The organism is Candidatus Methylomirabilota bacterium (assembly GCA_003104975.1).
Lineage (GTDB): Bacteria > Methylomirabilota > Methylomirabilia > Methylomirabilales > Methylomirabilaceae > Methylomirabilis.
This window is the reverse complement of the sequence record PQAM01000003.1, coordinates 36,394-59,209: the sequence shown is the minus strand read 5'-3', so window position 1 is coordinate 59,209 and position 22,816 is coordinate 36,394. Positions and strand designations below refer to the sequence as shown.

The following is a 22,816-nucleotide window of genomic DNA, read 5'->3' as shown; positions in this document are numbered from 1 at the left end:
TGCTTGAGCAGCATCCCTATCACCCCCGGATGCCCTTTCCAGGACGCCCGCATCAGGGCGGTCCCACCATCATTATCCCTCGCGTTCACATCGGCGCCGCGATTGAGCAGCAGCTCGACGACACCGGCATGCTCATGCCAGGCTGCATGCATCAGGGCGGTCCAGCCGTCGTCATCCCTTGCGTTCACATCAGCCCCGCCATTGAGCAGCAGTTCGACAACCTCGACACGCCCATACCAGGCTGCATGCATCAGGGCGGTTGCGCTCTTACTCGCCGTGGCGTTCACATCGGCGCCGCGAGCGAGCAGGAGCGCGACAACCTCCCCATGCCCATGCCAGGATGCATACATGAGGGGGGTGACGCTATTACGGGCCGAGGCGTTCACATCAGCGCCTTTATTGAGCAGCAGATTTGCAATCTCGACATATCCAAGCCAAGATGCGTGGATCAGGGCGGTCCAACCATCCGGATCCCTCGCGTTTGCATCGGCGCCTTCCGCCAACAGGCGCTTGACGTCTGCGGCGGCTCCGGATTTAGACGCCTCGATGAGCTTATCATCACGTGTTCCACCAGCCTGAAATAATGAGCCGAAGAAACCCATACAATCTCCTTTCAGATTTCACACCTCAACTCGTCCATCATCTATCAATGGAACATGGTGCAATCATTGCTGATGTCCGGGATCTGCGGCGCGGAATACGTCATCGGCTGGATCTGTTGGTTCGAATGATCAATCCGCTGTTGAATTACAGGGCATGGCTGAAGCGCTATGGTCACCCAGGGTCCATCGTGAACAGCGTTCATAGCGACTTTCTATAGCGTCCCGCCCACGGCTGTCAAGTGTTATTGAGGGCGGTCTCGGTCAGGATGAGCGTGCAGAGTGCAACCACCAATCTTGATGGGCACTGGATAACCTGACGAGGAAGGTCGCGAACGATGAAGGGTCAAGAGGACGGGCGACTCAGTAGGGATGCTGGGGTGTCGGTTGAGCGGGCGTGATGACCGTGGGAAGCCGGGAGACATTGGTGGAGGGTAGGGGATTCGAACCCCCGACCTCGGCGTTGCGAACGCCGCGCTCTCCCAACTGAGCTAACCCCCCCTTGGAGCAGTGTGTAGTGCGGTAGGGGCAGGGCTTGCCCTGCCCGAATATGGGCGCAGCATGCAGCGCCCCTACGATGCGATACAGTAACGGAAAGCGGCTGATTTGTCCAGTGACCTTTTTGAGTAGGGCGGAAGGCCGATCAGTCGCATCGTTTGCCGGAGACGCGCATAAGATCCTCGGTTGTGTAGATCGCCTCCAGATCGTAGCCTTTTCGCTCCAGCTCTTCACGGCCGCCCTCCTGTCGATCCACCAGCGCCAGCACGGTCACGATCTGAAATCCGGTATGCAGCGCGCCCTCGATCGCCTTGAGGGTCGAGGCACCGGTTGTGACGACATCCTCAATGATCGCCACCCTTGCGCCAGGCTGCTCGAACCCCTCCACCCACTTCTGCGTTCCATGCCCTTTCGGTTCCTTTCGGACGCTGAAGGCCTGAATTGGCGTCCCTTGCAGCGCGCTGTGATAGGCGACCGCGTAGGCGATGGGATCGGCGCCGAGTGTGAGCCCTCCAACGGCAGCGATCTGCTCACCGTTGTGTTGTTCTATCACCCTGATCCGCTCGAAGAACAGTGAACCAAGCAGCGGCATCGCTTCCGCCATAAACGTCGTCTGTTTGCAGTTGATGTAGTAGTGACTCTTCCGGCCTGACGCCAAGGTAAAGATCGGCTTGGCGCTGTACTGGAAGGAGTGTTGAACCAGCAATTGCAGGAGTTGGTCTCTGGGAGTATCCACGGGGGTGAGGATACACGACGAAGGTGAGGTTGTCTAGATCGTACAGCGAGGCTGAGTCTGCTTTTCCAGGTAGTGCTGGTGATATTCTTCCGCCCGGTAAAAGGTTGAAGCGGGTGTGATCTCGGTGACGATCGGCCGCCGATACTGTCCGCTGAGTTGCAGTCTCTGCTTGGAGGCCAGCGCCGCGGCCCGCTGCTCCGTATCATGGAAAAAGATCACCGACCGGTACTGGGTGCCGACGTCCGGCCCCTGGCGATTGAGACTGGTGGGATCATGGATGGTCCAGAAGAGATTGAGGAGATCGTCGTAGGAGACCTGTGACGGATCATATTCTGCCTGGACAACCTCCGTATGGCCGGTGGTACCGGTGCAGACATCGTAGTATGTGGGATTCTCAGACGAGCCGCCCATATAGCCGACTGTCGTTGAGACGACACCCGGTATTCGGCGAAACGCGGCTTCAACCCCCCAGAAGCAGCCCGCCCCAAAGGTCGCCTTTTCCATCGGTTTGCTACGTATCACTCAATGACCTGGACTCCCTTCCAGAATGCCACGCGGCCGGCGATCTGCTTGGCAGCGTTTTTGGGCAAAGGATAGTACCAGGCTGCGTCCGGATTCACCGCATCGTCAACCACAACATCATAATAACCGGCTTCGCCCTTCCAATGGCAGGTGGTACGGGTGGCGCTCTCGCGGAGATATTCGGATCGGACCGAGGCGCGAGGGAAGTAATGATTGCCCTCGACGACGATGGTCTCATCGCTCTCCGCGATCGTTACTCCGTGCCAGACAGCCTTCATGATTCAGCGCCCTTTTTCTGGTCAGACATGAACGTCTTCAGGATATCAACGGGGATCGGAAAGACAATGGTAGAGTTCTGTTCCGTCCCGATCTCGGTCAGCGTCTGCAGATATCGAAGCTGGATGGCGACAGGGTCAGAAGCCAGGATTCTGCCCGCCTGCGCCAGCTTTTCGGAGGCGATCAGCTCGCCCTCGGCGTGGATGATCTTGGCCCGCTTCTCCCGCTCGGCCTCTGCCTGTTTGGCCATGGCTCGCTGCATCTCATGCGGCAGGTCCACCAGTTTCACCTCGACCGCCGTGACCTTAATCCCCCAGGGATCGGTGTGCTGGTCGATGATCTGCTGGAGCCGCTGATTGATCCGTTCGCGCTCTGCCAGCAGTTCGTCCAGTTCCGACTGCCCCAGAACGCTCCGCAGGGTCGTCTGCGCGATCTGCGAGGTGGCGAAGAGGTAATTCTCGACCTGAACGATCGCGCGTTCCGGGTCAATCGCCCGGAAGTAGATGACGGCGTTGACCTTTACCGAAACGTTGTCCTTGGTAATGACGTCCTGCGAGGGGACATCCATCGTGACCGTCCGCAGGCTGACCTTCACCATTCGATCGATGACAGGGATCAGGAGGATCAGGCCGGGTCCGTTGCCGGCTCCACCCAGATTGACGACCGCCTTGGCAAGACGGCCCAGGCGAAAGATCACCGCCCGTTCGTACTCAGGGAGTATGCGGACCGAGCTGGCAAGTACAAAGAGCGCCAGGATGAGGAGAAAGAGTATCGGGACCAAGCCGAAAACCGCTGAGAGAATCTCCTGGGGATTCATGCCTGCCCTCCCTGTTGTCGTTGCGTTGACATCGCATCGGCTTCAACGGCCACTGCCTCGTGATCTTTGCTGACGAATAACAGAAGCCCCTTCAACGTCCGGATCCTGACCTTATCGCCAGGCTCAGCTCCCTCCTCGCATCGAGCCGACCAGAGTTCGCCTCCAACCAAGATGCTTCCCTCCGGTTTAAGCGGCGTCCTGACCGTGCCGATCTGCCCGATCAGTCCTTCGGCGCCGGTCGTAGTCTGTTGATGCTGCGCCCGCAGCGCCATGGCCACGATAAAGAGAAAGAATGCCGCCGTTGCCCCGGTAGTCAGGATAATGGCGGGCAACGAGATCCGCATGAACGGCGCCGGGCTCTTGATCAGCATCATCGAACCGAGGATCATGGCGATGATCCCGCCGACGGCAAGCATGCCGTACGAGGTCACCTTGATCTCGGCAATGAACAGAATAATCGCCAGCAGGATCAGGAGCAGCCCGGCGTAGTTAATGGGCAGGGTCTGGAAGGCGTAGAAGGCCAGGATCAGGCAGATGCCGCCGAGGACGCCGGGCAGAATCGCCCCGGGGGTCGACAGCTCGAAGTACAGCCCGGCCAGGCCCAACATCAACAGCATGTACGCGATGGTCGGATCGGAGATGACCTTCAGGATCTTATCGCGGAGGCTCATATCGATACGGCTGACCTCGACCCCTTTGGTGTGCAGGATGACCGTACCGCCGGCTGTCGTGACCTCCCGACCATCCAGGGCCACGAGCAGGTCGTCCAGCCTGTCTGCCACAAGGTCGATGATCTTGAGCGTGAGCGCCTCCTTCTCGGTTGCCGACACGCTCTTGCGGACCGCATCCTCGGCCCACTGGACGTTCCGGCCGCGCTGCTCGGCGATGGTCCGGATATAGGCGGCGGCGTCGTTGGTCACCTTTTTGGTCATCTCTTTGTCCATTGGGCCTCCCATATTGACCGGGTGGGCGGCCCCGATATTGGTGCCGGGCGCCATGGCCGCCACGTGGGCCGCCAGGGTGATAAAGGCGCCGGCGGACGCGGCGCGGGCGCCTTTCGGCGAGACATAGACGATGATGGGGCGCTCGGCGGCCAGCATCTCCTTGATGATGGAGCGCATCGAGAGATCAAGGCCGCCCGGGGTGTCCAGTTCGATAATCAGCGCCTGGGCCACCTCGCGGTCGGCCTGCTTGATGGCACGGATGATATAATCGGCCGTACTGGGTGAGATTACCCCTTCGATCTGAATCGCCAAAACCGGCCGAGGCGCAGGTTCCGTCTTCGCGTCGGTAATCGCGGACCATACCAACGCGCCCACGATCAACGTACACCAGACAACGAGCCGTTTGGTCATGTGCCTACTCAACTTGGGTGAAAAAATTGGTACTTCCCCCCCTCACCTTCATCCTCTCCCCCAAGGTGGGGGAGAGGAAAACTATTTAATTCCCCCTCGCCCCCGAGTACCCTCTGGGTGCGGAGAGGGTTGGGGTGAGGGGTCAACACAGCAGATCGTCAAGCATATCATGCGTCGGAGGTGCGCGCTTGACGCTTGGCGTCCTGCCACAACCGCTCCATCTCCTCCAGGCCGATCTCGTCGAAGCGACGACCATCGCAACGCAGCGCTTCCTCCATGGACCGGAACCTGGTCGTAAAGCGCACAACGCTTTTACGCAGCGCCTCCTCCGCGTTCAGGTTCAGGAATCTGGCAAGGTTAACCAGACTGAACAGGACGTCTCCCAATTCCTGTTCGATCGCCTCCGGCGTGGCGGACTCGATCGCCTCTGTCAGCTCGCCAAGCTCCTCTTCAAGCTTTGCCTTGACTCCGGAGATCTCGTGCCAATCAAACCCGACCCGCGATGCCTTATCCTGCAGCCGTTGAGCGCGCAGGAGAGCGGGGAGTTCTCGCGGGACACCATCCAGGGCCGATACGGGGGCCGTCGATACGGCATGACGCTCCTTGCGCTTCAGTTCCTCCCACTGTTCCAGGACCTCGTGGGCCGTGGAGGCGGTTCCGTCGCCGAAGACATGGGGGTGACGGCGCACCATCTTCTCCGTTATCGCCGCCAAAACCTGCCCGATGGTGAACTCGCGCTGTTCGGCCGCGACCTGGGCGTGAAATATGACCTGAAACAGCAGATCACCCAACTCCTCCATGATCTGTTTGGGGTCTTCTTCGTCGATCGCCTCCACCACTTCATAGGCTTCCTCGATCAGGAACGGCTTCAGGGTCTGCCGTGTCTGCTCCCGGTCCCACGGGCACCCGTTGTCCTCCCGCAATCGCTCCATAATTCGCACCAATGCCTCGAACTGCGCTCCGCTCGCCTCCGCCATTGGGCCTCCTTGAGGTTATAAATCGGCTGTTTTTTCTACATTAAGTATAGTCTTCGTTTGTCATCCGGGCAAAGCGAATCTCCGGATACGTTGAGGCCGGGATAAATTGCTTTGACAAGGCGAGGGTGAACGGCTAACGTACCGTGTTTACACTATCTTCATGAGGCGATGATGGAATCGTTCTACATAAGCTTGGCCTTCGGCTGCGCCGCTGCCGCGGCGAACGTGGCCGGCGGACTGCTGATCACGATCAAACGACGATGGGACGAGGTGCTGCTGAAATACTTCCTCGCCCTCGGGACCGGCTTTATGCTGGGGGCCGCCTTCCTTGGGATGGTGCCGGAGAGCGTGCGCCTGACCGAGCACGCGCCCCTGCTGATTCTCGGCGGGTATCTGCTCATCCATTTTGCCGAGCATATCCTGGCGCCCCATTTTCACTTCGGCGAGGAAACCCACGTAGAGGCGGTCCTGGCGCCGGCGGTCAGCCTCTTCGCCCTGACCGGTCTGCTGGTCCATACCTTCTTCGATGGGGTGTCGATCGCATCGGGCTTCCATGTCAGCACGGAGCTGGGGGTCTTGATCTTCGTGGCGGTAGCGCTTCACAAGATTCCCGAGGGATTTACGGTCGGTTCCATCATGCTGGCGTCCGGCAGGACACGTACGATCGCTGTCGCATCATCGGTGGCGCTTGCCTTCTCGACGATCTTTGGCGTCCTGTTTGCGTCGTACCTTGAGGGGCTGCTGGGGTATCGGCTGGCCGTGTCGGCAGGGGTCATGATCTATGTAGCGGCATCCGACCTGATGCCGGAGGTCAATCGTGAGAAAGGGATCCTGATGGCGGTCATGGTGTTCGTTGGGGTCCTGCTGTTTTATGTCACCGAACAGTTGCTTTCCGGTCTGGGTCACTGAGTCCGGTCCGGCGCAGACTGGCTGGAGGGGCTAATTGTGCTTGCACACGGCGGCCGGATTTGGTATATTTTTACAAAGTTTAATTGCGGTCGACCAATCAGGAGGCGGTGTGAGAAAGGGATGGCATATCGCAATAGCGCTGGCGGGCTTGATCCTGCTGTCGGCGGGACCGGCGTTGGGAGAGATCTATTACCGGACCGACACGGATGGGCTGGTCTACTTTACCAATGCGCCGACAACGCCGCAACACAGGCTGCTCCGGCCTGGTGTCCTGCCCGCCACCACAAAACTCACCGCCGCGAACATATCCGGACTCATTGATGTCCTGGCGGCCGAGTACGAGCTTGATCCGGCCCTGATTCGAGCGGTGATCCAGGTGGAGTCGAACTTCAACCGTAAGGCGATCTCGCCGAAGGGGGCGCAAGGGCTGATGCAACTCATGCCGGGGACCGTCTGGCGCTTTTCCGTCGGCGATGTCTACGATCCCCACGAGAATGTCGGCGCCGGCGCCAGATACCTTCGCGAACTTCTGAACCTGTTTGAGGGAGATGTGACGCTGGCGTTAGCCGCCTACAATGCCGGCGAGAACGCCGTACTTCGGTATAAGGGCGTACCGCCCTATGCAGAGACCCGGGACTACGTGACCAAAGTCCTCGGCCTGTACCGGCGCGGTCGGCAGGAGCGCCAGGCGACCGAGCTGCCGATCAAAGCAGTCAGGCGGGCGGCGACTCCGTCCCCACCATCGCCGCCGCCGTCCATCTACAAGGCCGAGGTGTCTGATACCATTGTGTACTCGAATATCCCGCCGATCGTTCAATCCCCTTAGACGCGTCACGCGACAGACACATCGTGTCGTTCGATCATTGAGCCACTCGTGCGCCAGTCTTCGGTACAGCTCCTCTGGCGAGAGCCCAAGCAACGGTTGGATGCCTAACGGCCGTTAACGAAATAATTTGCCGTAAATCGCCGCGTCAAAGCCGACAATGAGCGTGCGACCCTTCCGGAGGGTCGGGGCTCGCAGGTTCCTGCTTGGCCCCAGCAGGAGCGCCAGGAGCTGTGACTTATCCGGCTTGTCCTTCTGCAGGTCAACGTGGATAACTTTCTGCCCCTTCGTCGCGTAGATCTCGTCCACCTCTCGGATCAGCGCGAGCGCTTCCTTCTCCTTCAGGGTTGTTTTCTTCGCATCCACCTGCAACGCAATCTCGACACGATGTTTCGCAAGAAACTCTTGCGTCTTGACGCAGGACTTTCATCCGGGGCGGTGGTATCTCCAATCGATTCGTTCCATTAACATCCCCTCCATTGTGCCATCTATGGTGTATACGAATGGCATAGGCTGCATACTCACGGGTTCCGCTCAGGGGGTTCGCCAGCCTCGATTTCTACACCCCCATCTTGTCGGATACGCGAATCGTATGCAAGCAGAAAGTGCTTGCCGTTTCGCCCCAAGCTGGTCGACCGATAAGTATCCGCTCTAACCTTCGGGGCTGTTGCCCTGTGCGGCCAGTGCGTCGCGTGGGAGATAGAAAAGCGGTATCCTTAGATATCGGTATTTTCTATTTGAGATATAGGAATAATGCTGTTATAAGAATTCCGTGAGAAAGCATCCGCGAACGTTCTGACCGGAGTGCGGAACGGAACGCGACAACCGGAAAGAGGTAGGTTGAGCAACATACCAGGCGTGTGCGGCACGAGCCAACAGCAGGATCGAACGAAGGCTGAGGGGACACGCAAGGACCAATGAGGAAAGAAACGGTAAACGAACGAACGGGACTGCTCAAGAAGTATATTGAAATCCGCGAACTGACAGAAGCGATCTGCCTCCCCCTGGAAATCGAGGACTACGTTATTCAGCCGATCGTCGATGTGAGTCCGCCCAAATGGCACCTCGGTCACACTACCTGGTTCTTCGAAACGCTTCTTCTGCAGCGATACTCCCGCAACTACCGGCCCTATCATGCGCTGTTCGGCTTTCTATTCAACTCCTACTACGAGTCTCTCGGCGCGCGAGTTGAGCGTGCTCGACGGGGATACCTCTCACGCCCGACGGTCAAGGAGACCTATAACTACCGGTCCTCGATCGACCGCCGGATGCATGATTTAATTGAGGAGATCGCAGAAGAACACTGGTCGGATTTCAGCGGGTTGGTCGCGCTGGGAGAGTACAACGGTAAGTTTATGGCGAACCAAATGGTTCTCAGGGGTGGTTCCTGCGTCACACCACGAGATCATATCCGGATTAGTTACCGGAACTACTTTCAGCCCGAGAAGCGGTAGCAATTCACGGGGATTCGTTTGGCCGATAATAGCTAGCGAATGACCAGGCGACCGTGCTGGCGTGCGGCGCGGATTTCAAATCCGTGATGCCGTTCCGACTGCAAATCGGGCGGATGTGGGTTCGATTCCCACCCTGGTCTCCACCAGGATAGCCCATTTTCATAGACTTTCCGGATAGCTAAAAAAGCTTGACACGATGGTCTGCTAAAATTAGAATCTAGGCTTTGCGACTAAGCCCCAATAGGACGTTTGGGTAAGAACTGAGAACGTTAACCGGCAAGGTGGAAAGGAGAAGGAGGAATGGCAATGCGCGACATCATGGTTGGCGAGTCATTGGTAGGTGACGGCAACGAGGTGGCACATATTGACCTGATGATCGGCCCCAAGAACGGTCCGGTCGGCGCCGTCCTCGCACAGCGCCTCGCTCAGCAGTCTGCGGGTCACAGCGCCCTTCTGGCGGTGGTGGCGCCGAATTTGCTGGCGAAGCCTGCGACGGTGATGTTCAACAAAGTGACGATTAAAGGGGCAAAACAGGCGGTTCAGATGTTCGGCCCGGCCCAGGCCGCTGTGGCCAAGGCTGTGGTGGATAGCGTCGCGGAAGGCGTTATTCCGGCGAAAGATGCTGAAGATCTGGCGATCGTTGTCGGCGTGTTTATTCACTGGGAAGCCGACGACAATAAAAAGATCTTCGACTTTAACTATCAGGCGACCAAGGAGTCGATCGCGCGGGCATTGGCCGAGCAGCCGTCGATGAGTGACATCCTCGCCGCGAAGGACAAGGTCAAGCATCCCTTTGCGTAGTGGGATCGATACGAGGTAAGATTAGATAGAGAGTCGGATCACCCATATCGAAGGGGTTGCCGGGTGAGCGTGAAGGCCTGATCGGTCTCTCGCCCGTCGGCCCCTTTGATTTGTTTTGCTGAGTGAGGACCTATGACGAACGAGCGAAAGCATCTGCTCTATTTTTTAACGACGGAAGCCCAACCGAGTCCGTTCGACATCAATATGGCGTATGATGCCGGCTTCCACGCCGTCATTCCATACGGCAGCGTCAATGAGGAGTCGGCGGTCCTGCTGGTGCAGGACATCATCTTCTCCAGGGGGCCAAAGGGCGCCAAATTCAGCGCGCTGTTCATCGGGGGCAACGACGTCGATTCGGCCGAGCGTGTCCGTCAGGCCGCGGCGAAGAGCATGTTCCCCCCCTTTCAGGTGTCGATGATGATCGATCCTAAAGGGTCGTACACGACGGCGGTGGCGCTGGTCGCCAAAGCGGAAAAGGCCGTCGGCGGCCTGCGCGGCAAGCGGGTGGCCATCCCGGGCGGAACGGGCCCGGTCGGCATTGTTGCGGCGACCCTGTGTGTCAAGCTGGGAGCGGAGGTCGTTATCGGCTCCCGGCAACTGAGCGGCGTGCAGCAGTTGGCGGAGCGACTGTCGGCCAAGACAGGGGGGACGGTGAAGGGCGCCGCCATGGCGACGGACGATGATAAGATCTCGCACCTGCGCGACGTGGATGTGATCCTGACGACCGGTAAGGCGGGGATCCAGATGATTTCCAAGGCGGTTCTGGAGGCGCTGCCGTCGGGGAAGCTTGTGGCCGACGTGAACGCGGTTCCTCCGACCGGCATCTTCAACCTGGCGCCGAATGATGACCTGAAAGAGGTCGTACCGGGCATTAAGGGGGTCGGTGCGCTGGCGGTCGGCGTCCTGAAATACGATGTCGAGATCGAGATGCTCGAGACGATCCGGACCTCCGAGAAGTTTGTGATGCTTGACGAGAATCACGCCCTGGAGATCGCGCAGAGACGGCTGGCCGGCTGAGGCGCCAGTATAGCCTTCAGCCTTCAGTCTCTACGCCTGAGCAGATCCCTTTAATGGTAGCGATTCTGTGATAAGATTATAACATAGGAGTAAGAATCAGGTGCCTGACACACAGTTCGTTCTGATTACCGGTCGATCGACCAAGCAGGGCAAATCGCTCCATCTCGGCAAGGAAGCGGAAGAGTACCGGGAAGAGGTGTCGACCTTGCAGATGAACCTCAAGGATATGGACGCCCTGGGTCTGCAGGATGGGGGTCAGGCGCAGGTCACATCGAGCTACGGTTCGATCGTCGTCAAATTGAAAAAGACCGATATCCCGCAGGGAATCGTCTTTATACCGTATGGAGAGTTGAGCAATGCCCTGATCGGTTCCGATACCCAGGCGACGGGGATGCCTGACTCCAAGGGGATTACGGTGGAGGTGAAGCGCCATGGCTGAGAGCGTTGCCGTACAAGAACCGGCTACAAAAAAAGAACCGTATGTGATGACGGGGGTCGTCTGCCCCTATTGCGGGGTGACCTGTGACGATCTTGAGGTCAAGGTCGAGAACGGAAAGATCACCGAGGTCAAGAACGCCTGTACCCTCGGGAAAGACACCTTCCTCCATCATCTGGAAGGGTTGTCGACCCCGAGACTGTATGGCAAACCGGCCACCGTTGATGAGTGTATCGACGCGGCGGCGGAGGTTCTCGCCAAGGCCAAATATCCCCTCATCTATGGACTCGATTCGACCGAACTGGGCGCCCAGCGCAAATCGATTGAGCTGGCCGATCTGATCGGCGCCAATATCGATCATACCTCTTCGGTCTGTCACGCGCCCAGCTACCAGGCGGTGATGACCGTCGGCATCCCCACCTGCACATCTGGAGAGACGAAGAACCGGGCCGATCTGGTGATCTTCTGGGGGTGTAATCCGGCCGAGGCGCACCCGCGGCACGCCATCCGCTACTCGGTGACCGTCAAGGGGATGTTTACCCCAAAGGGGAAGAAGGACCGGATGGTCATTCAGGTCGACGTCAGGCCGACGCCGACCACGCGCATCGCCGACGCCTTTATCCAGATGAAACCGAACTCGGATTACGAGGTCATCTCGGCGCTCCGGGCGCTGGTAAAGGGTCACGAGTTGCCGGTGACCGAGGTTGGGGGCATCCCGATCGATGAGTTGAAGGCGCTGGTTGAGAAGATGAAGAGCGCCAAGTTCGGGATCGTCTATTGGGGGATGGGTCTGACCCAGACCAGGGGCAAGTATCTGAATCTTGTGGCGCTGCTCAAGCTCGCCCAGGACCTGAACCAGTTCACCAAGTTTTCGTGCGCGGCCATGAGAGGTCACGGCAACGTGGTGGGGATGGCGCAGGTGCTGACTTGGCAGACGGGCTTTCCCTTCCATGTCAACATGAGTCGCGGCTATCCGCGATTCAATCCCGGCGAATTTTCGGTCGTCGATATGTTGGCCCGCAAAGAGGTTGATGCGGCACTGATTATTGCCGGCGACGCCATCGGCAACTTTCCCGGGGGGATGGCGGAGCACCTAAAATCGATCCCGCTGATCGCCATCGATCCCAAAGAGAGCGATACGACCAGAGTCGCCGATATCGTTATTCCAGCGGCGCAGGGCGCCATTGCCGCCGGCGGCATGGCGTACAGAATGGACCATATCCCCCTGATGTTCAAAAAGGTCGTTGATTCACCCTATCCATCGGATCGGGAGATCCTTGAGCGCATTATCGCAAAGATCAAGGCGATAAAGAGTCGCGCCGGCAACGGTGCTCCCGCCCCGGCAGGCAGAGGCTGAGGACAATCGATATGGCACGCTCATTACGAATCGTCGGCGGCGAGGTGTACGACCCGGCCAACGGGATTAACGGTACGGTAAAAGAGATCTGTGTCGAGGATGGAAAGGTCGTCGAGTCCTGCACCGGGCCTGCCGAGGTGATCGACGCCGGCAACCTGGTAGTGATGCCTGGCGGCGTCGATATCCATACCCACATCGCGAGTCCGGCGGTCAACGCGGCCCGCGGGTTCAGGCCAGAGGACCACCGGCACATGCTATTCAACGCGAAGCCCGGTGCCGGTATACGATCCGGTGTGGGCTCGACCGTTCCCTCGACCTTTGCAACGGGGTACCTCTACGCCCAGATGGGCTACACCACGGTCATGGAGGGCGCCAACGCGCCCATTGGGGTTCGACATACCCATGAAGAGCTGATCGACATCCCGATCGTCGATAAAGGGTTATACATTGAGCTTGGAAGCAACGAGTTTATCCTGAAGTTCATCAAGGCGGGCGAACTGGACAAGGTCAAGCGCTACGTCGCTTGGCTCCTCCGGTCGTTGAAGGCATACGGCGTCAAGCTGGTCAACCCAGGAGGGGTCGAGCAGTGGAAGTACGGCAAGGACGTCGAGACCCTGGACGACAAGGTCCACTACTTCGATGTGACACCGCGCCAGATCCTGCAGACGCTCGCCTCGGTCAACGAAAGTCTCGGCCTGCCCCACTCGATCCACCTGCACGCCAATCGCCTGGGTACGCCGAACAACTATCTGACGACCCTGGATACGATGCGGACACTGGAGGGTAGCCGACTCCATGTGGCGCACGCCCAGTTCCACAGCTACGGCGGCGAAAACTGGGGCGGCTTCTGCTCAAAGGCTCCTGAAATTGCCGAGTACATCAACACCCATCCCAACATCACGACGGATATTGGCCAGGTGGTTTTTGGCGACGCCACCACCATCACGGCGGACGGACCCTGGCAGTACCGGCTGTACAAGCTCAGCAAGAACAAATGGTACAACCAGGACGTAGAGATCGAGACCGGGTGCGGGATCGTCCCCTATACCTATCGCGAAAACAACTTTGTGAATGCCCTGCAATGGGCGATCGGATTGGAGCTGTTCCTCCTGATCCGTGATCCGTGGCGGGTCTTTCTCTCTACCGATCATCCCAACGGCGGCCCCTTCTACCTCTATCCATGGATCATTCGACTGCTCATGGACAAGCCGTTCCGGGACGAGATGCTGAAGCGTGTGCATAAGCGCGTGGCGTCCGAGACGATCCTGTCGAGCCTCGACCGCGAATACAGCCTGTCGGAGATCGCCATCATCTCCAGGGCCGGCCCAGCGAGGGCGCTGGGACTTCATCATAAGGGCCACCTGGGGGTCGGGGCCGATGCCGATATCACCATCTACGCCAAGGATACCGACCGGGAGCAGATGTTCGAACATCCTGTCTATACCATCAAGGGCGGCGAGACGGTGCTGCGGGACGGCGAGATCGTGGCCAGTCCAGACGGCAAGACCCTGTTCGTCATCCCGCCGGATGTGGGCGAGATGGACCCAAGCTTCAAGACCGAATTCGAAAACTTCTATACGATCCGGTACCAGAATTTCCCGATCGATATCGAGGATATCCCCTATCGGGAGGCGATTCCCCTGGGGACGGCTCGATGATCCTGATGGTGAGCTGACGGAGACGCAATGGAGATCAATGGCGTTTGCATCGACGAGACCTATGCAGAGGCATTCGGCATGTATGCGAGCCGGGTGCTCATCACTGCGTGCAGCAAGGGGTGGGCCATGGAGGCGGCCCGCAGCATGGCCGGTTTCGGCACCTCAGTCATCGGCTGCGGCTGTGAGGTGGCAATTGGAACCGAGGCGACTGAGACGCCCGACGACCGCCCCGGCGTAAGTGTGATGCTGTTCGCCACGTCGAAAAAGGCGGTGCAGGAACAGCTTATCAACCGAATCGGCCAGTGCGTCATGACGGCCCCGACGTCGGCCTGTTATAACGATCTGGAGGCCGAAGACCGTCTGTCAATCGGGGGGAAGCTCAAATTTTTCGGCGATGGGTTTCAGATCAGCAAGCGCTTCGAGCCGCGGATGTTCGGCAACGGAAGCGGCCCTCGGCGGTTCTGGCGGATTCCCGTGATGGACGGCGAGTTCATTGTGGAAGACCGGTTCGGCGTGCAAAAGGGTGTAGGCGGCGGCAACTTCCTGCTGTTGGGGAGTGAGCTGTCGGTCACGCTGCAGGCCGCCGAGCGGGCGATTGAGGCGATGCGGAAGGTACCTGGCGTCATCATGCCGTTTCCTGGCGGCGTCGTCAGATCCGGCAGCAAGGTCGGCTCGCGCTACAAGTTCCTGAACGCCTCCAGCAATACGGCCTTCTGCCCATCGCTGCGAGGCGCGGTCAAGAGCGAACTGCCGGAGGGCGTCGGGGCGGTACTCGAAATCGTCGTCGACGGCCTGACGCCGGAGGCGGTGGGAGAGGCGATGCGGGTCGGCATCCGGGCTGCATGCGGTCCAGGCGTCGTGAAGATCTCCGCCGGTAACTACGGCGGCAAGTTGGGCAAACATCACTTTCACCTGCACCAGTTGCTGGCGGGCTGATCGGGTTCTCAGTTATTGGCCGTTTAGTAGGGGCAGGGCTTGCTCTGCCCAAGGAGGGCGCAGCAAGCAGCGCCCCTACAATTAATACGCGAGGGTCATATGTCACCAGTCGTACTTCATATGCAAGAGATCCCCACAAACATACCACTCGAGGCCGAGACGATCTGCCCCGATCTCTTCGCCGAGCGGGCGCAGGCGGAAATCGAGGCGATGCCTGTGGCGTTAGGGAATGAGACGCACCGGCTTGCCGATTTCTTCAGGGTAGAGGGGGAGCGGTCGGATGAGATCGTCATCGAAGGCGGCGCGGGGCGGGTCAAGTGGATCGGCTCGGGCATGACCCGTGGTCGCATCACGGTCCACGGCGATGTCGGGATGCACGCCGGTTCGTATATGCGGGGCGGCGAGATCCTCATTGACGGCAATGCCGACGACTTCCTGGGCGTCGAAATGCAGGGCGGGCTGATTCACGTCAAAGGGAATGCCCGGCACCGTGCCGGGGCTTCGTATCGTGGCAGTAAGTACGGCATGCAGGGCGGCATCATCGTCGTCGACGGGAACGTCGGGCACGAGGTCGGCGCCTACATGCGACGTGGCCTCATCGTCATCAAAGGGAATGCCGAGGACTTCCTGGGCGCCATGATGACCAACGGGACGATCTGCCTCTTCGGCCAAGCCGGCATCAGGACCGGGGCGGGGATGCAGAAGGGGACCATCTATTGCCGGCGGCCCGTAGACCTGCTGCCGACCTTCGCGTACGACTGCACCTACGCGCCGGTCTTTCTCCAGATGCTGTTCAAGGGGTTGAAGCAACTTGGGGTGGAGACCCCGGTTCCTGGCAATGGCTCGGTTCGGCGCTATCACGGCGACCTGGCCGATGTGGGCAAGGGCGAAATCCTGATCGCCGCCTGAGGAGGACGCCGTCGTGTCGCTCAGTCTGAATCACCAAGCCGTTGAGATCCTGAACCGCATGGCTGATCGGGCCTCCGCGCTCGGGATCTCGGTCTCGACGCTCAAGAACGGCGCCAGGCTGGTCGATCTTGGGGTCAAGGCGCCGGGCGGCCTGCTGGCGGGGAAGGGGCTGGCGGAGATCTGTCTCGGCGGGTTGGGCGAGGTCTCTTTTCTCCCGCTCGACTACGGTGACTTCTCGTTTTCCAGCATCAGTGTCGCGATCGACGGCCCGGTGCTCCCGTGCCTCGGCTCACAGTACGCCGGGTGGCGGATCCATCGCGGCAAGTTTTTCGGGATGGGGTCCGGTCCGGCTCGGGCGCTGGCGCGGACCGAGGAGCTGTTTGAGACGATCCGTATCCGGGATGATGCCGACGTGGCGGTTCTGGTGCTGGAGAGCGGCCGCCTGCCGGATGAAGAGGTGGCGGATTACGTCGCAGAAAAGTGCGGTGTCAAGGCAGACCGCGTATCCCTGGCGGTCGCGGCTACGCGAAGCGTCGCCGGGGCGGTACAGATCGCGGCGCGCTCGGTCGAGACGGCGATGCATAAGCTGTTCGAGCTTGACTTTGACGTGACCAAGACACTCAGCGGGTTCGGGACCTGCCCCATCGCGACCCCCGCTGCCGACGACTTGACGGCCATCGGGCGGACCAACGACTGCGTCCTGTACGGCAGCAAGGTCTATCTGACGGTGTCGTCGACCGATGACGAGATCGCGGCGTTGATCGATAAGGTCCCGTCATGTGCGTCGCGGGACTACGGCCAACTGTTCCGCGAACTGTTCAAGCGGTATGACGGGGATTTCTACAAGATCGATCCGTTCCTCTTCAGCCCGGCGAGAATCGCCATCACCAACGCCGCCACCGGCCGAACCTTCAGGGCCGGCCGCTTCAACGCCGACCTGCTCCACGCCTCCCTCCTTAGCTAAAGACCGTCAGGCGAAAGGCGTGAGGCGTGAAACGGGGATGTCCGCTTTTTCTTACTCGCAACTCTTATCTCCTCTCGCCTTCCCCCTCACGTTTTACGCACCTGGAAAACCGTAAGGCGGAAGGCGGAAGGCGTGAAACGAGAGCCCACATGCTTTTCTCCCCTAACGCCTCACCCCTCACGCTTCACGCCTTCCCCCTCACGTTTTACGCATGAAGATCGGAATCCTTGCCGATAGAGCCGGGTGGCACGTCGAGGTCCTGTTGAAGGCGCTGGCGCGACGCGGCTGCCGGGCCGACTTTCTGCCGATTGCCAGGCTGACGGCCCGCGTACCCGGTGGTCCGCTGGTCACCATCAACGGTGAACCGCTCGAATCGTATGATGCGCTGCTGATCCGGACGATCCCGGAAGGGTCGTTGGAGCAGATCGTCTTCAGGATGAATACGCTGCACCGGCTGGAGGCGGCCGGTGTGCGCATCATGAACCGACCCAGCCCGCTGGAGCAGACCGTCGATAAATATTATACGTCCAGTCTGCTGGCATCCCACGGCGTACCGACGCCGCGGACTGTCGTCGCCGAGGGGTTCGACGACGCGATGGCGGCGTTCCAGGAACTTGGCGACGTCATCGTCAAGCCGCTCTTCGGCGCCGGTGGCCGGGGGATGGTGCGGGTCAGCGACGCCGACGTCGCCTATCGGGTCTTTCGCGCCCTGACGCTCACGCGAAGCATCTTCTACATCCAGGAGTTTGTCCCCCACGGCGACTACGATCTGCGGGGTCTGGTGATCGGAGATCGGGTCGTTGCGGCGATGCGGCGCCGGGCCGACGGGTGGCGGCACAATGTCTCTCAGGGCGCGCGACCGGAGCCTCACGTCATGGATGACGACGCGACCCGCCTCTGCCTCGAGGCCGGCCGACTCCTTGGGACCGACTATGCCGGGATCGATCTGCTCCGGACCGCTCACGGTTATACGGTCGTCGAGGTCAACAGTATCCCTGGCTGGTCCGGCCTGCAGCGGACCACCGAGGTCGAGATCGCCCAGGCAATCGCCGATCACCTGCTCAGTCAGCTCGGACACCGAGCAGCGTAGGGGCGCTGCTTGCTGCGCCCGATGTGAGGTCTGAGGTGTCACTGAATCCCCCAACCCCCAACCCCCAACCCCCAACCCCTGATTCTATCGCCCTCGCCGCCCAGCTTGCCTGCCTTCTGGAGGTGAGCGCCGATAAGCCGGGCAACGTCACCCCGTTCGCCGACTTCGCCGACACCAGCTACACCGACTTTTTGGCCAGTTCCGTCATCCTGGGGCAGGTCCTTCGGAACGGGGCTGCTGCGGCAACCGGCTCGCTGGTTCTCGACACTGTTCGAGAGACGACGCGATCAGTCGGCCGGAACACCAATCTGGGCATTGCCCTTCTCTTTGCTCCGCTCGCTAAGGCTGCCTTGCGCAAGGGGCGGCAACCGCTGCGAATCCGACTTCACCGTGTCCTGGCCGCCCTTACACCCTACGATGGGCAGAAAGTATACGAGGCGATCCGCCTGGCCGAACCGGGCGGTCTCGGGCAGGCGGATCAGTTAGACGTGCGAGCCGTTCGCGGCAGGGTATCCCTCCTCAACGCAATGCGCGCCGCCGCCGACCGGGACTCGATCGCGCGCGAGTACATCACCGACTTCGAGATCACCTTCACCATCGGCGCGCCGACACTCACAGACTGTCTCAGAGAATTTGGCGACGCCGGACCAGCGGTCGTTCAGACCTATCTGACGATTCTGTCGCGCGTGCCCGACTCCCTCATCGCGCGCAAATGCGGGGCACACGAGGCCGCCAGAATCTCGCGGGAGGCAGGAAAGATCCTCGCCGTCGGTGGGGTCTGTACAGAGCAGGGGTGGCGACGACTTCAACGGTGGGACCGCGCGCTCCGCAAGGACGGCAACCGGCTCAATCCAGGAACGACCGCAGACCTGACCGCCGCCGCCCTCTTCGTCGTAACGTTGGAGCAGGGGACAGCATTCGTGCTGGGTAGACGCCCACGTGCTTGATCGTGTGTTGTCGGGTAACGTCGGGCGCATTGATCGACCGGATCCTGTCGTGCGGAGCCGTTTTGTCTCCTGACCCCCCGTGGTACGAAGCGCAGGACCTCAATAAGGGGTCTGGCCGACTCCGCGATACGGAGAATGTGACCTTGGTCACTGACTCGAGATGTCGGCAAATTCATAATATGAATCCATATGCTTGTGGACCCATACGACGTACGCAAACCAAGAATAATGATTTCCGATTCAGGGGTAGACGAAAGGGGGGCTGTTATGAGCTATAGAGATCAAGAGCGGCGGCAGACGCTGCTGCCGATCTTCGCGATCGTCGTTGCGATCATGATCGCCCCATGGTGGAATCCCGCGGGTGCGGCGGAATCCCCGTATTTGCCGCACGGGGCTGGCGCATACCGGGATCAGTGGCTGGCCCCATCGGTCTTTCAGTGGCTGGATCCGAATCTCTTCACCCCTCGCAATCCCATTCAGGGGGTCTTCCAGGGGGAGGCCTGTGTTGCCTGCCATACCGGGATCACACCGACCATCGTCAATGATTGGAAGGTGAGCAAACACGCGCCGGCCAAGGTCTCCTGTACCGCCTGCCACGGCAACGACCATCAGAAGCTCTCTATGCCAAAGCCGGAGACCTGCGAAGGCTGTCATAAGACCCAGGTCACCCAATACAGGGAAGAGTTGAAGGCCGGTCACCCGGCTCATGCCCGCGCGATGGACCCGGACGTGTATGAGAATGCCTGGCAGATGCACAAGCCGCCGGCTGAGGTCGTCGGGTGCGCGCAGTGCCATCGGATCGGCAGCGTCGGGTGCGATAGCTGCCACACGCGGCACAAATTCTCGGCGGCGGAGGCCCGCAAACCCAGCGCCTGCATGAGCTGTCACAGCGGGGTGGATCATCGGGACTACGAGGTCTGGGAGAACGCCAAGCACGGCAATATCTGGCATGCAGAACAGCAGGAGACGGATTGGACCAAGCCGCTGGCCCGCGGTAACTACCGGTTCCCCACCTGCGCCTACTGTCATATGCCGGGGGGCGACCACAATACGGTACGCAATACCGTCTATGCCGCCATGGGGATGCAGGAGGTCAATCGCGGGGCGCCGGAACATCAGGCAAAACGGGATCGATGGATCGGGGTGTGCAGCGATTGCCACTCTTCCAGATTCGCACGGGCGCAGCTTGAGTACATGGATGAAGCGGTCGGCATCAGCTTTCAGAAGGTGCGGGAGGCCAAACAGATTCTCGAAGACCTGTATAAGGAGGGCCTCATGGAACCGATGCCCGCGTTCCTGGCCCCGGGCTGGAAGGGCGGGCATGCGGCGAGCTTCGGCGGCATGAACTATAACGTCCCCGCTATCGAGCGGCTCTTTTACGAGATGGTGGCCTATGCCACGACCAATACCTTCAAGGGCGCGGCGCACAGCTCAGGCGGCTCAGCCACCTACACCTTCGGCGCCTTTGAGGCCGACAAGTATCTGGCCGCCATCAAGAGCGAGGCGGAGAAGATGCGACGGCTGGCCAGGATCGAGCAGAAGGTCGGTGTGCCGTATCAACCGTCCGAATTCTGGACGCACGGCGAGTACACCGATACCCTGAAGGTCATCAAGGAACCGGCGGAGAAGAGAACGAACCAAAGGTAATGCGCCGGCATAACACCAACACACCATGAACAGGAGGGTTCCGATGAAAACACGAGGTATCTATTACCATGCCGGTTGTCCTGTATGTCTCGCCGCAGAGCACGGGATGCTTCCGGCGCTTGACGCGAACCGGTTCGATATCGAAATGGTTGACCTCGGTAAAGAGAAGGCTCGCATCGCGGAGGCCGAATCCAAAGGGGTCAAGTCGGTGCCGGCGCTGGTCCTTGGTGGGCAGGTCTTTCACATCAACTTCGGGGCCGATCTGGCCGCACTCAAGTAACGGTCATCGCGCGGACCCGACACCGCGTCGGTTGATGTGAGAGGAAACGGCCACAGAGCGAGCAGGCAAGAGCGAGACGTGAGACATCGCAGTAGTCTGGCTGCATGGGAGTAGTCTCATGGGGGAAGTATCACTCATCGGCCAACGACGTTTTATTTCAACGGAGAGCATGATGAAGCTGAAACAGGTAATTGCAGGCACTCCGATAGCGACCTTCCTGTTCTTGTCCGGTTGCGGGGAGGGTGGGGGGACCCCGCAAAAAGTGGCGAATCAGTTTATGGATCGGTATTATGTCCAGGCGAACGTCTTAGAGGCGAAAGCGCTGGCCACGGATGGTATGGCCCAAAAGATCGACGAGCAGTTCGCACTTCTGGCGAAGACCGTGCCGGTAGAAAATAGCGGCAGTCACAAGGCCTCGTTTACCATGAAGGAGAGCTCGACTAATTCGTGGACTAGGCCACAATGGGGTCAAGCGAGCTATATTTATGCAGTAGAGATCGCAGCCAAAGGTGCCCAGCCCGTACATAAGTCGGTCGTACTCTCCGTAAAGCGTTTTGATAAAACCTGGCGGATCACCGAGTTCGACGAGAAACATGAACGCGGACCGTCTGAGACGATCAGATAAGAACGGTTGCGGGCGCGAGCCGAAAAGAGATGCAGGTTGAGTGCCCGGTTATGAACGGTACATAGATATCCTGGAGCGGTTAAGTAGGGCGGTGCGGCGGAATAAGGAGCCCGTCTGGCGGATTATCACTGGCGTGACTGGCTGGGACCGAGGGGGAAGAGCTGGAGATCCTCTCGCCAATGGGGGACTTCTCTATGGAGAGAAGGGATGTTCAGAAGAACGATCCCCCAGCCTTTTCGCGTGATCAACCCATCGCGCTCCAGTTTGCCCAGCATTCGACTGAGTGTTTCTCTCGCCGTTCCGACGCGAGCGGCCAATTCGGTCTGACGAATCCGGATGACAGATCTATCGGCGTGGCCATCTCGTTCTTCCTCGGCCAGCTCCAGGAGGACACGACACAGTCTTTTCCGCACATCCAAAAGGGCAGCTTCACCGATAAGCATCATAAGCCGCTTGAGGCGGCGACCGAAACTCGCCAGGAGCGCCAAGGCAAAGGGTGGATACTCCAGAACCAATGCCTCAAGCGCCGTCCTCTTAATGTTATAGAGAAGGGTCTTGCAGAGCGCTTCGGCGGTAGCCTCATAACGCTCGCCACCGAATACGATGTCCTCGCCGAAGAAGCCGCCGGATTTCATCACATGGATGATCTGCTCTCGTCCGTCCTCGGAGAGTTTATAGATCTTCACGACGCCGGACGCCACCAGATGCAGATGTTGGCACTGCTGCTCCTCGGTCACGATGGTGTCGCCTCGGCTGTATCTCACCTTATCAGTTCCTTGCCACACATGCTGCAGGATGTCCTCGGGCAGAGCGGAAAACAGCGAAAATCCCTGGAGCACCTCCGTAGATCCCAACGAATCCTGTTTGATCTGTGTCGTCATCCTATTTTCTCCTACGGCTACGCGGTTACACACGGTGGCGTCGCTCGCGATGTGATGACATTGCCTGCCTGAAACCGGGAATCGCCGTGTCGCGCTTGCCAAGGGTTTCGACCTCTGCTCGTACTGTCTGTGAGCGTGTGTCGCTTACCCGGCATTATGTCATAAGTCAAGGCGGTGAAGCAAACATCTTGAGACACCGTTTTCCAACGAAAAGGGGGATTGAGTCGGGTGAGAAAGTGTGCGATAGTTCAAAAAGCGGAACAACTCCATGAGGTGAGGCAGTTGTTGCTCACAACCGATAA

25 protein-coding genes and 2 tRNA genes are annotated in these 22,816 nt (G+C 59.6%); 17 read left to right on the top strand and 10 right to left on the bottom strand.

Going from position 1 to position 22,816, the window contains the following annotated elements:
• The 8 genes from C3F12_01230 to C3F12_01195 all read right to left on the bottom strand — a co-directional run.
• Positions 1 to 602: hypothetical protein (locus C3F12_01230; GenBank protein ID PWB48735.1), on the bottom strand; the 602-nt coding region annotated here is incomplete at its 3' end.
• A 422-nt stretch (positions 603 to 1,024) separates the two neighbouring features.
• A tRNA-Ala gene (locus tag C3F12_01225) sits at positions 1,025 to 1,100 on the bottom strand.
• Positions 1,101 to 1,242: 142 nt separating this feature from the next.
• Positions 1,243 to 1,845 carry an orotate phosphoribosyltransferase gene (gene pyrE / locus C3F12_01220; protein ID PWB48734.1) on the bottom strand — a complete coding sequence of 201 codons (603 nt, stop codon included), beginning with the start codon at positions 1,843 to 1,845 and terminating at the stop codon, positions 1,243 to 1,245.
• 21 nt (positions 1,846 to 1,866) lie between these two features.
• Positions 1,867 to 2,337, bottom strand: coding sequence for a peptide-methionine (S)-S-oxide reductase (gene msrA, locus C3F12_01215; GenBank protein PWB48733.1), 471 nt, complete (start codon positions 2,335 to 2,337; stop codon positions 1,867 to 1,869).
• 14 nt (positions 2,338 to 2,351) lie between these two features.
• A complete protein-coding gene (locus C3F12_01210; GenBank protein PWB48732.1) occupies positions 2,352 to 2,633 on the bottom strand; it encodes a hypothetical protein in 282 nt (93 codons plus the stop codon).
• Positions 2,630 to 3,448, bottom strand: a complete 819-nt coding sequence (locus C3F12_01205) for a hypothetical protein (protein ID PWB48731.1) — start codon at positions 3,446 to 3,448, stop codon at positions 2,630 to 2,632. Before C3F12_01205 ends, C3F12_01210 begins: the two co-directional genes overlap by 4 nt.
• Positions 3,445 to 4,803: a serine protease gene (locus C3F12_01200; GenBank protein ID PWB48730.1), complete on the bottom strand. Its 1,359-nt coding sequence runs from the start codon at positions 4,801 to 4,803 to the stop codon at positions 3,445 to 3,447. The genes C3F12_01205 and C3F12_01200 overlap by 4 nt, the downstream gene beginning before the upstream one ends.
• Positions 4,804 to 4,970: 167 nt before the next feature.
• Positions 4,971 to 5,780, bottom strand: a complete 810-nt coding sequence (locus C3F12_01195) for a nucleoside triphosphate pyrophosphohydrolase (protein ID PWB48729.1) — start codon at positions 5,778 to 5,780, stop codon at positions 4,971 to 4,973.
• A 171-nt stretch (positions 5,781 to 5,951) separates the two neighbouring features.
• Between C3F12_01195 and C3F12_01190 the strand changes: the two genes are divergently transcribed.
• Both C3F12_01190 and C3F12_01185 read left to right on the top strand, forming a co-directional pair.
• The gene (locus C3F12_01190; GenBank protein PWB48728.1) at positions 5,952 to 6,689 is read left to right on the top strand and encodes a ZIP family magnesium transporter; all 738 of its coding nucleotides are present in this window, start codon (positions 5,952 to 5,954) and stop codon (positions 6,687 to 6,689) included.
• A 34-nt stretch (positions 6,690 to 6,723) separates the two neighbouring features.
• Entirely contained in the window at positions 6,724 to 7,515 is a 792-nt protein-coding gene (locus tag C3F12_01185; GenBank protein PWB48727.1) for a lytic transglycosylase, read from the top strand.
• 114 nt (positions 7,516 to 7,629) lie between these two features.
• Here the strand turns inward: C3F12_01185 and C3F12_01180 are convergent, their stop codons facing one another.
• Positions 7,630 to 7,884, bottom strand: coding sequence for a hypothetical protein (locus C3F12_01180; GenBank protein PWB48726.1), 255 nt, complete (start codon positions 7,882 to 7,884; stop codon positions 7,630 to 7,632).
• A 545-nt stretch (positions 7,885 to 8,429) separates the two neighbouring features.
• Here C3F12_01180 and C3F12_01175 point away from each other — a divergent pair.
• The 15 genes from C3F12_01175 (at position 8,430) to C3F12_01105 (ending at position 21,633) form a co-directional block, all read left to right on the top strand.
• Positions 8,430 to 8,966 carry a hypothetical protein gene (locus C3F12_01175; GenBank protein ID PWB48725.1) on the top strand — a complete coding sequence of 179 codons (537 nt, stop codon included), beginning with the start codon at positions 8,430 to 8,432 and terminating at the stop codon, positions 8,964 to 8,966.
• 41 nt (positions 8,967 to 9,007) lie between these two features.
• Positions 9,008 to 9,109: transfer RNA gene (locus C3F12_01170), tRNA-Sec, on the top strand.
• A 157-nt stretch (positions 9,110 to 9,266) separates the two neighbouring features.
• Positions 9,267 to 9,767 (top strand): formaldehyde-activating enzyme, encoded by a 501-nt coding sequence (gene fae, locus C3F12_01165; GenBank protein ID PWB48724.1) that lies wholly within the window; start codon positions 9,267 to 9,269, stop codon positions 9,765 to 9,767.
• A 132-nt stretch (positions 9,768 to 9,899) separates the two neighbouring features.
• Positions 9,900 to 10,784 carry a methylenetetrahydromethanopterin dehydrogenase gene (locus C3F12_01160; protein ID PWB48723.1) on the top strand — a complete coding sequence of 295 codons (885 nt, stop codon included), beginning with the start codon at positions 9,900 to 9,902 and terminating at the stop codon, positions 10,782 to 10,784.
• 100 nt (positions 10,785 to 10,884) lie between these two features.
• Entirely contained in the window at positions 10,885 to 11,223 is a 339-nt protein-coding gene (locus C3F12_01155) for a formylmethanofuran dehydrogenase (GenBank protein ID PWB48722.1), read from the top strand.
• Positions 11,216 to 12,577: a formylmethanofuran dehydrogenase subunit B gene (locus C3F12_01150; protein ID PWB48721.1), complete on the top strand. Its 1,362-nt coding sequence runs from the start codon at positions 11,216 to 11,218 to the stop codon at positions 12,575 to 12,577. Before C3F12_01155 ends, C3F12_01150 begins: the two co-directional genes overlap by 8 nt.
• Positions 12,578 to 12,588: 11 nt before the next feature.
• The gene (locus tag C3F12_01145) at positions 12,589 to 14,235 is read left to right on the top strand and encodes a formylmethanofuran dehydrogenase subunit A (GenBank protein ID PWB48720.1); all 1,647 of its coding nucleotides are present in this window, start codon (positions 12,589 to 12,591) and stop codon (positions 14,233 to 14,235) included.
• A 27-nt stretch (positions 14,236 to 14,262) separates the two neighbouring features.
• Positions 14,263 to 15,171, top strand: a complete 909-nt coding sequence (gene fhcD, locus C3F12_01140) for a formylmethanofuran--tetrahydromethanopterin N-formyltransferase (protein ID PWB48719.1) — start codon at positions 14,263 to 14,265, stop codon at positions 15,169 to 15,171.
• 99 nt (positions 15,172 to 15,270) lie between these two features.
• The gene (locus C3F12_01135) at positions 15,271 to 16,080 is read left to right on the top strand and encodes a formylmethanofuran dehydrogenase subunit C (protein PWB48718.1); all 810 of its coding nucleotides are present in this window, start codon (positions 15,271 to 15,273) and stop codon (positions 16,078 to 16,080) included.
• 13 nt (positions 16,081 to 16,093) lie between these two features.
• On the top strand, positions 16,094 to 17,044 hold the full coding sequence (locus C3F12_01130; protein PWB48717.1) for a methenyltetrahydromethanopterin cyclohydrolase: 951 nt from the start codon (positions 16,094 to 16,096) through the stop codon (positions 17,042 to 17,044).
• A gap of 211 nt (positions 17,045 to 17,255) precedes the next feature.
• On the top strand, positions 17,256 to 18,134 hold the full coding sequence (locus C3F12_01125; GenBank protein PWB48716.1) for a hypothetical protein: 879 nt from the start codon (positions 17,256 to 17,258) through the stop codon (positions 18,132 to 18,134).
• Positions 18,044 to 19,081, top strand: a complete 1,038-nt coding sequence (locus C3F12_01120; GenBank protein PWB48715.1) for a triphosphoribosyl-dephospho-CoA synthase — start codon at positions 18,044 to 18,046, stop codon at positions 19,079 to 19,081. Before C3F12_01125 ends, C3F12_01120 begins: the two co-directional genes overlap by 91 nt.
• 189 nt (positions 19,082 to 19,270) lie before the next feature.
• Positions 19,271 to 20,728 carry a hydroxylamine oxidoreductase gene (locus C3F12_01115; protein ID PWB48714.1) on the top strand — a complete coding sequence of 486 codons (1,458 nt, stop codon included), beginning with the start codon at positions 19,271 to 19,273 and terminating at the stop codon, positions 20,726 to 20,728.
• Positions 20,729 to 20,771: 43 nt separating this feature from the next.
• A complete protein-coding gene (locus tag C3F12_01110; protein PWB48713.1) occupies positions 20,772 to 21,008 on the top strand; it encodes a thioredoxin family protein in 237 nt (78 codons plus the stop codon).
• 172 nt (positions 21,009 to 21,180) lie between these two features.
• Positions 21,181 to 21,633, top strand: coding sequence for a hypothetical protein (locus C3F12_01105; GenBank protein ID PWB48712.1), 453 nt, complete (start codon positions 21,181 to 21,183; stop codon positions 21,631 to 21,633).
• A gap of 125 nt (positions 21,634 to 21,758) precedes the next feature.
• Here C3F12_01105 and C3F12_01100 read toward each other — a convergent pair whose 3' ends face one another.
• Positions 21,759 to 22,514: a transcriptional regulator gene (locus C3F12_01100; GenBank protein PWB48711.1), complete on the bottom strand. Its 756-nt coding sequence runs from the start codon at positions 22,512 to 22,514 to the stop codon at positions 21,759 to 21,761.
• Between the last annotated feature and the right edge of the window lie 302 nt (positions 22,515 to 22,816).

Excerpts from the sequence above, each read along its gene's own strand:
- C3F12_01145 (PWB48720.1), top strand. The coding sequence starts at position 12,589 with ATGGCACGCTCATTACGAATCGTCGGCGGCGAGGTGTACGACCCGGCC.
- C3F12_01135 (PWB48718.1), top strand. The coding sequence starts at position 15,271 with ATGTCACCAGTCGTACTTCATATGCAAGAGATCCCCACAAACATACCA.
- C3F12_01105 (PWB48712.1), top strand. The coding sequence starts at position 21,181 with ATGAAGCTGAAACAGGTAATTGCAGGCACTCCGATAGCGACCTTCCTG.
- C3F12_01205 (PWB48731.1), bottom strand. The coding sequence starts at position 3,448 with ATGAATCCCCAGGAGATTCTCTCAGCGGTTTTCGGCTTGGTCCCGATA.
- C3F12_01150 (PWB48721.1), top strand. The coding sequence starts at position 11,216 with ATGGCTGAGAGCGTTGCCGTACAAGAACCGGCTACAAAAAAAGAACCG.
- C3F12_01115 (PWB48714.1), top strand. The coding sequence starts at position 19,271 with ATGCTTGTGGACCCATACGACGTACGCAAACCAAGAATAATGATTTCC.
- C3F12_01190 (PWB48728.1), top strand. The coding sequence starts at position 5,952 with ATGGAATCGTTCTACATAAGCTTGGCCTTCGGCTGCGCCGCTGCCGCG.
- C3F12_01160 (PWB48723.1), top strand. The coding sequence starts at position 9,900 with ATGACGAACGAGCGAAAGCATCTGCTCTATTTTTTAACGACGGAAGCC.
- C3F12_01125 (PWB48716.1), top strand. The coding sequence starts at position 17,256 with ATGAAGATCGGAATCCTTGCCGATAGAGCCGGGTGGCACGTCGAGGTC.
- C3F12_01110 (PWB48713.1), top strand. The coding sequence starts at position 20,772 with ATGAAAACACGAGGTATCTATTACCATGCCGGTTGTCCTGTATGTCTC.
- C3F12_01100 (PWB48711.1), bottom strand. The coding sequence starts at position 22,514 with ATGACGACACAGATCAAACAGGATTCGTTGGGATCTACGGAGGTGCTC.
- fhcD (PWB48719.1), top strand. The coding sequence starts at position 14,263 with ATGGAGATCAATGGCGTTTGCATCGACGAGACCTATGCAGAGGCATTC.
- C3F12_01175 (PWB48725.1), top strand. The coding sequence starts at position 8,430 with ATGAGGAAAGAAACGGTAAACGAACGAACGGGACTGCTCAAGAAGTAT.
- C3F12_01210 (PWB48732.1), bottom strand. The coding sequence starts at position 2,633 with ATGAAGGCTGTCTGGCACGGAGTAACGATCGCGGAGAGCGATGAGACC.
- C3F12_01195 (PWB48729.1), bottom strand. The coding sequence starts at position 5,780 with ATGGCGGAGGCGAGCGGAGCGCAGTTCGAGGCATTGGTGCGAATTATG.
- fae (PWB48724.1), top strand. The coding sequence starts at position 9,267 with ATGGCAATGCGCGACATCATGGTTGGCGAGTCATTGGTAGGTGACGGC.
- msrA (PWB48733.1), bottom strand. The coding sequence starts at position 2,337 with ATGGAAAAGGCGACCTTTGGGGCGGGCTGCTTCTGGGGGGTTGAAGCC.
- C3F12_01200 (PWB48730.1), bottom strand. The coding sequence starts at position 4,803 with ATGACCAAACGGCTCGTTGTCTGGTGTACGTTGATCGTGGGCGCGTTG.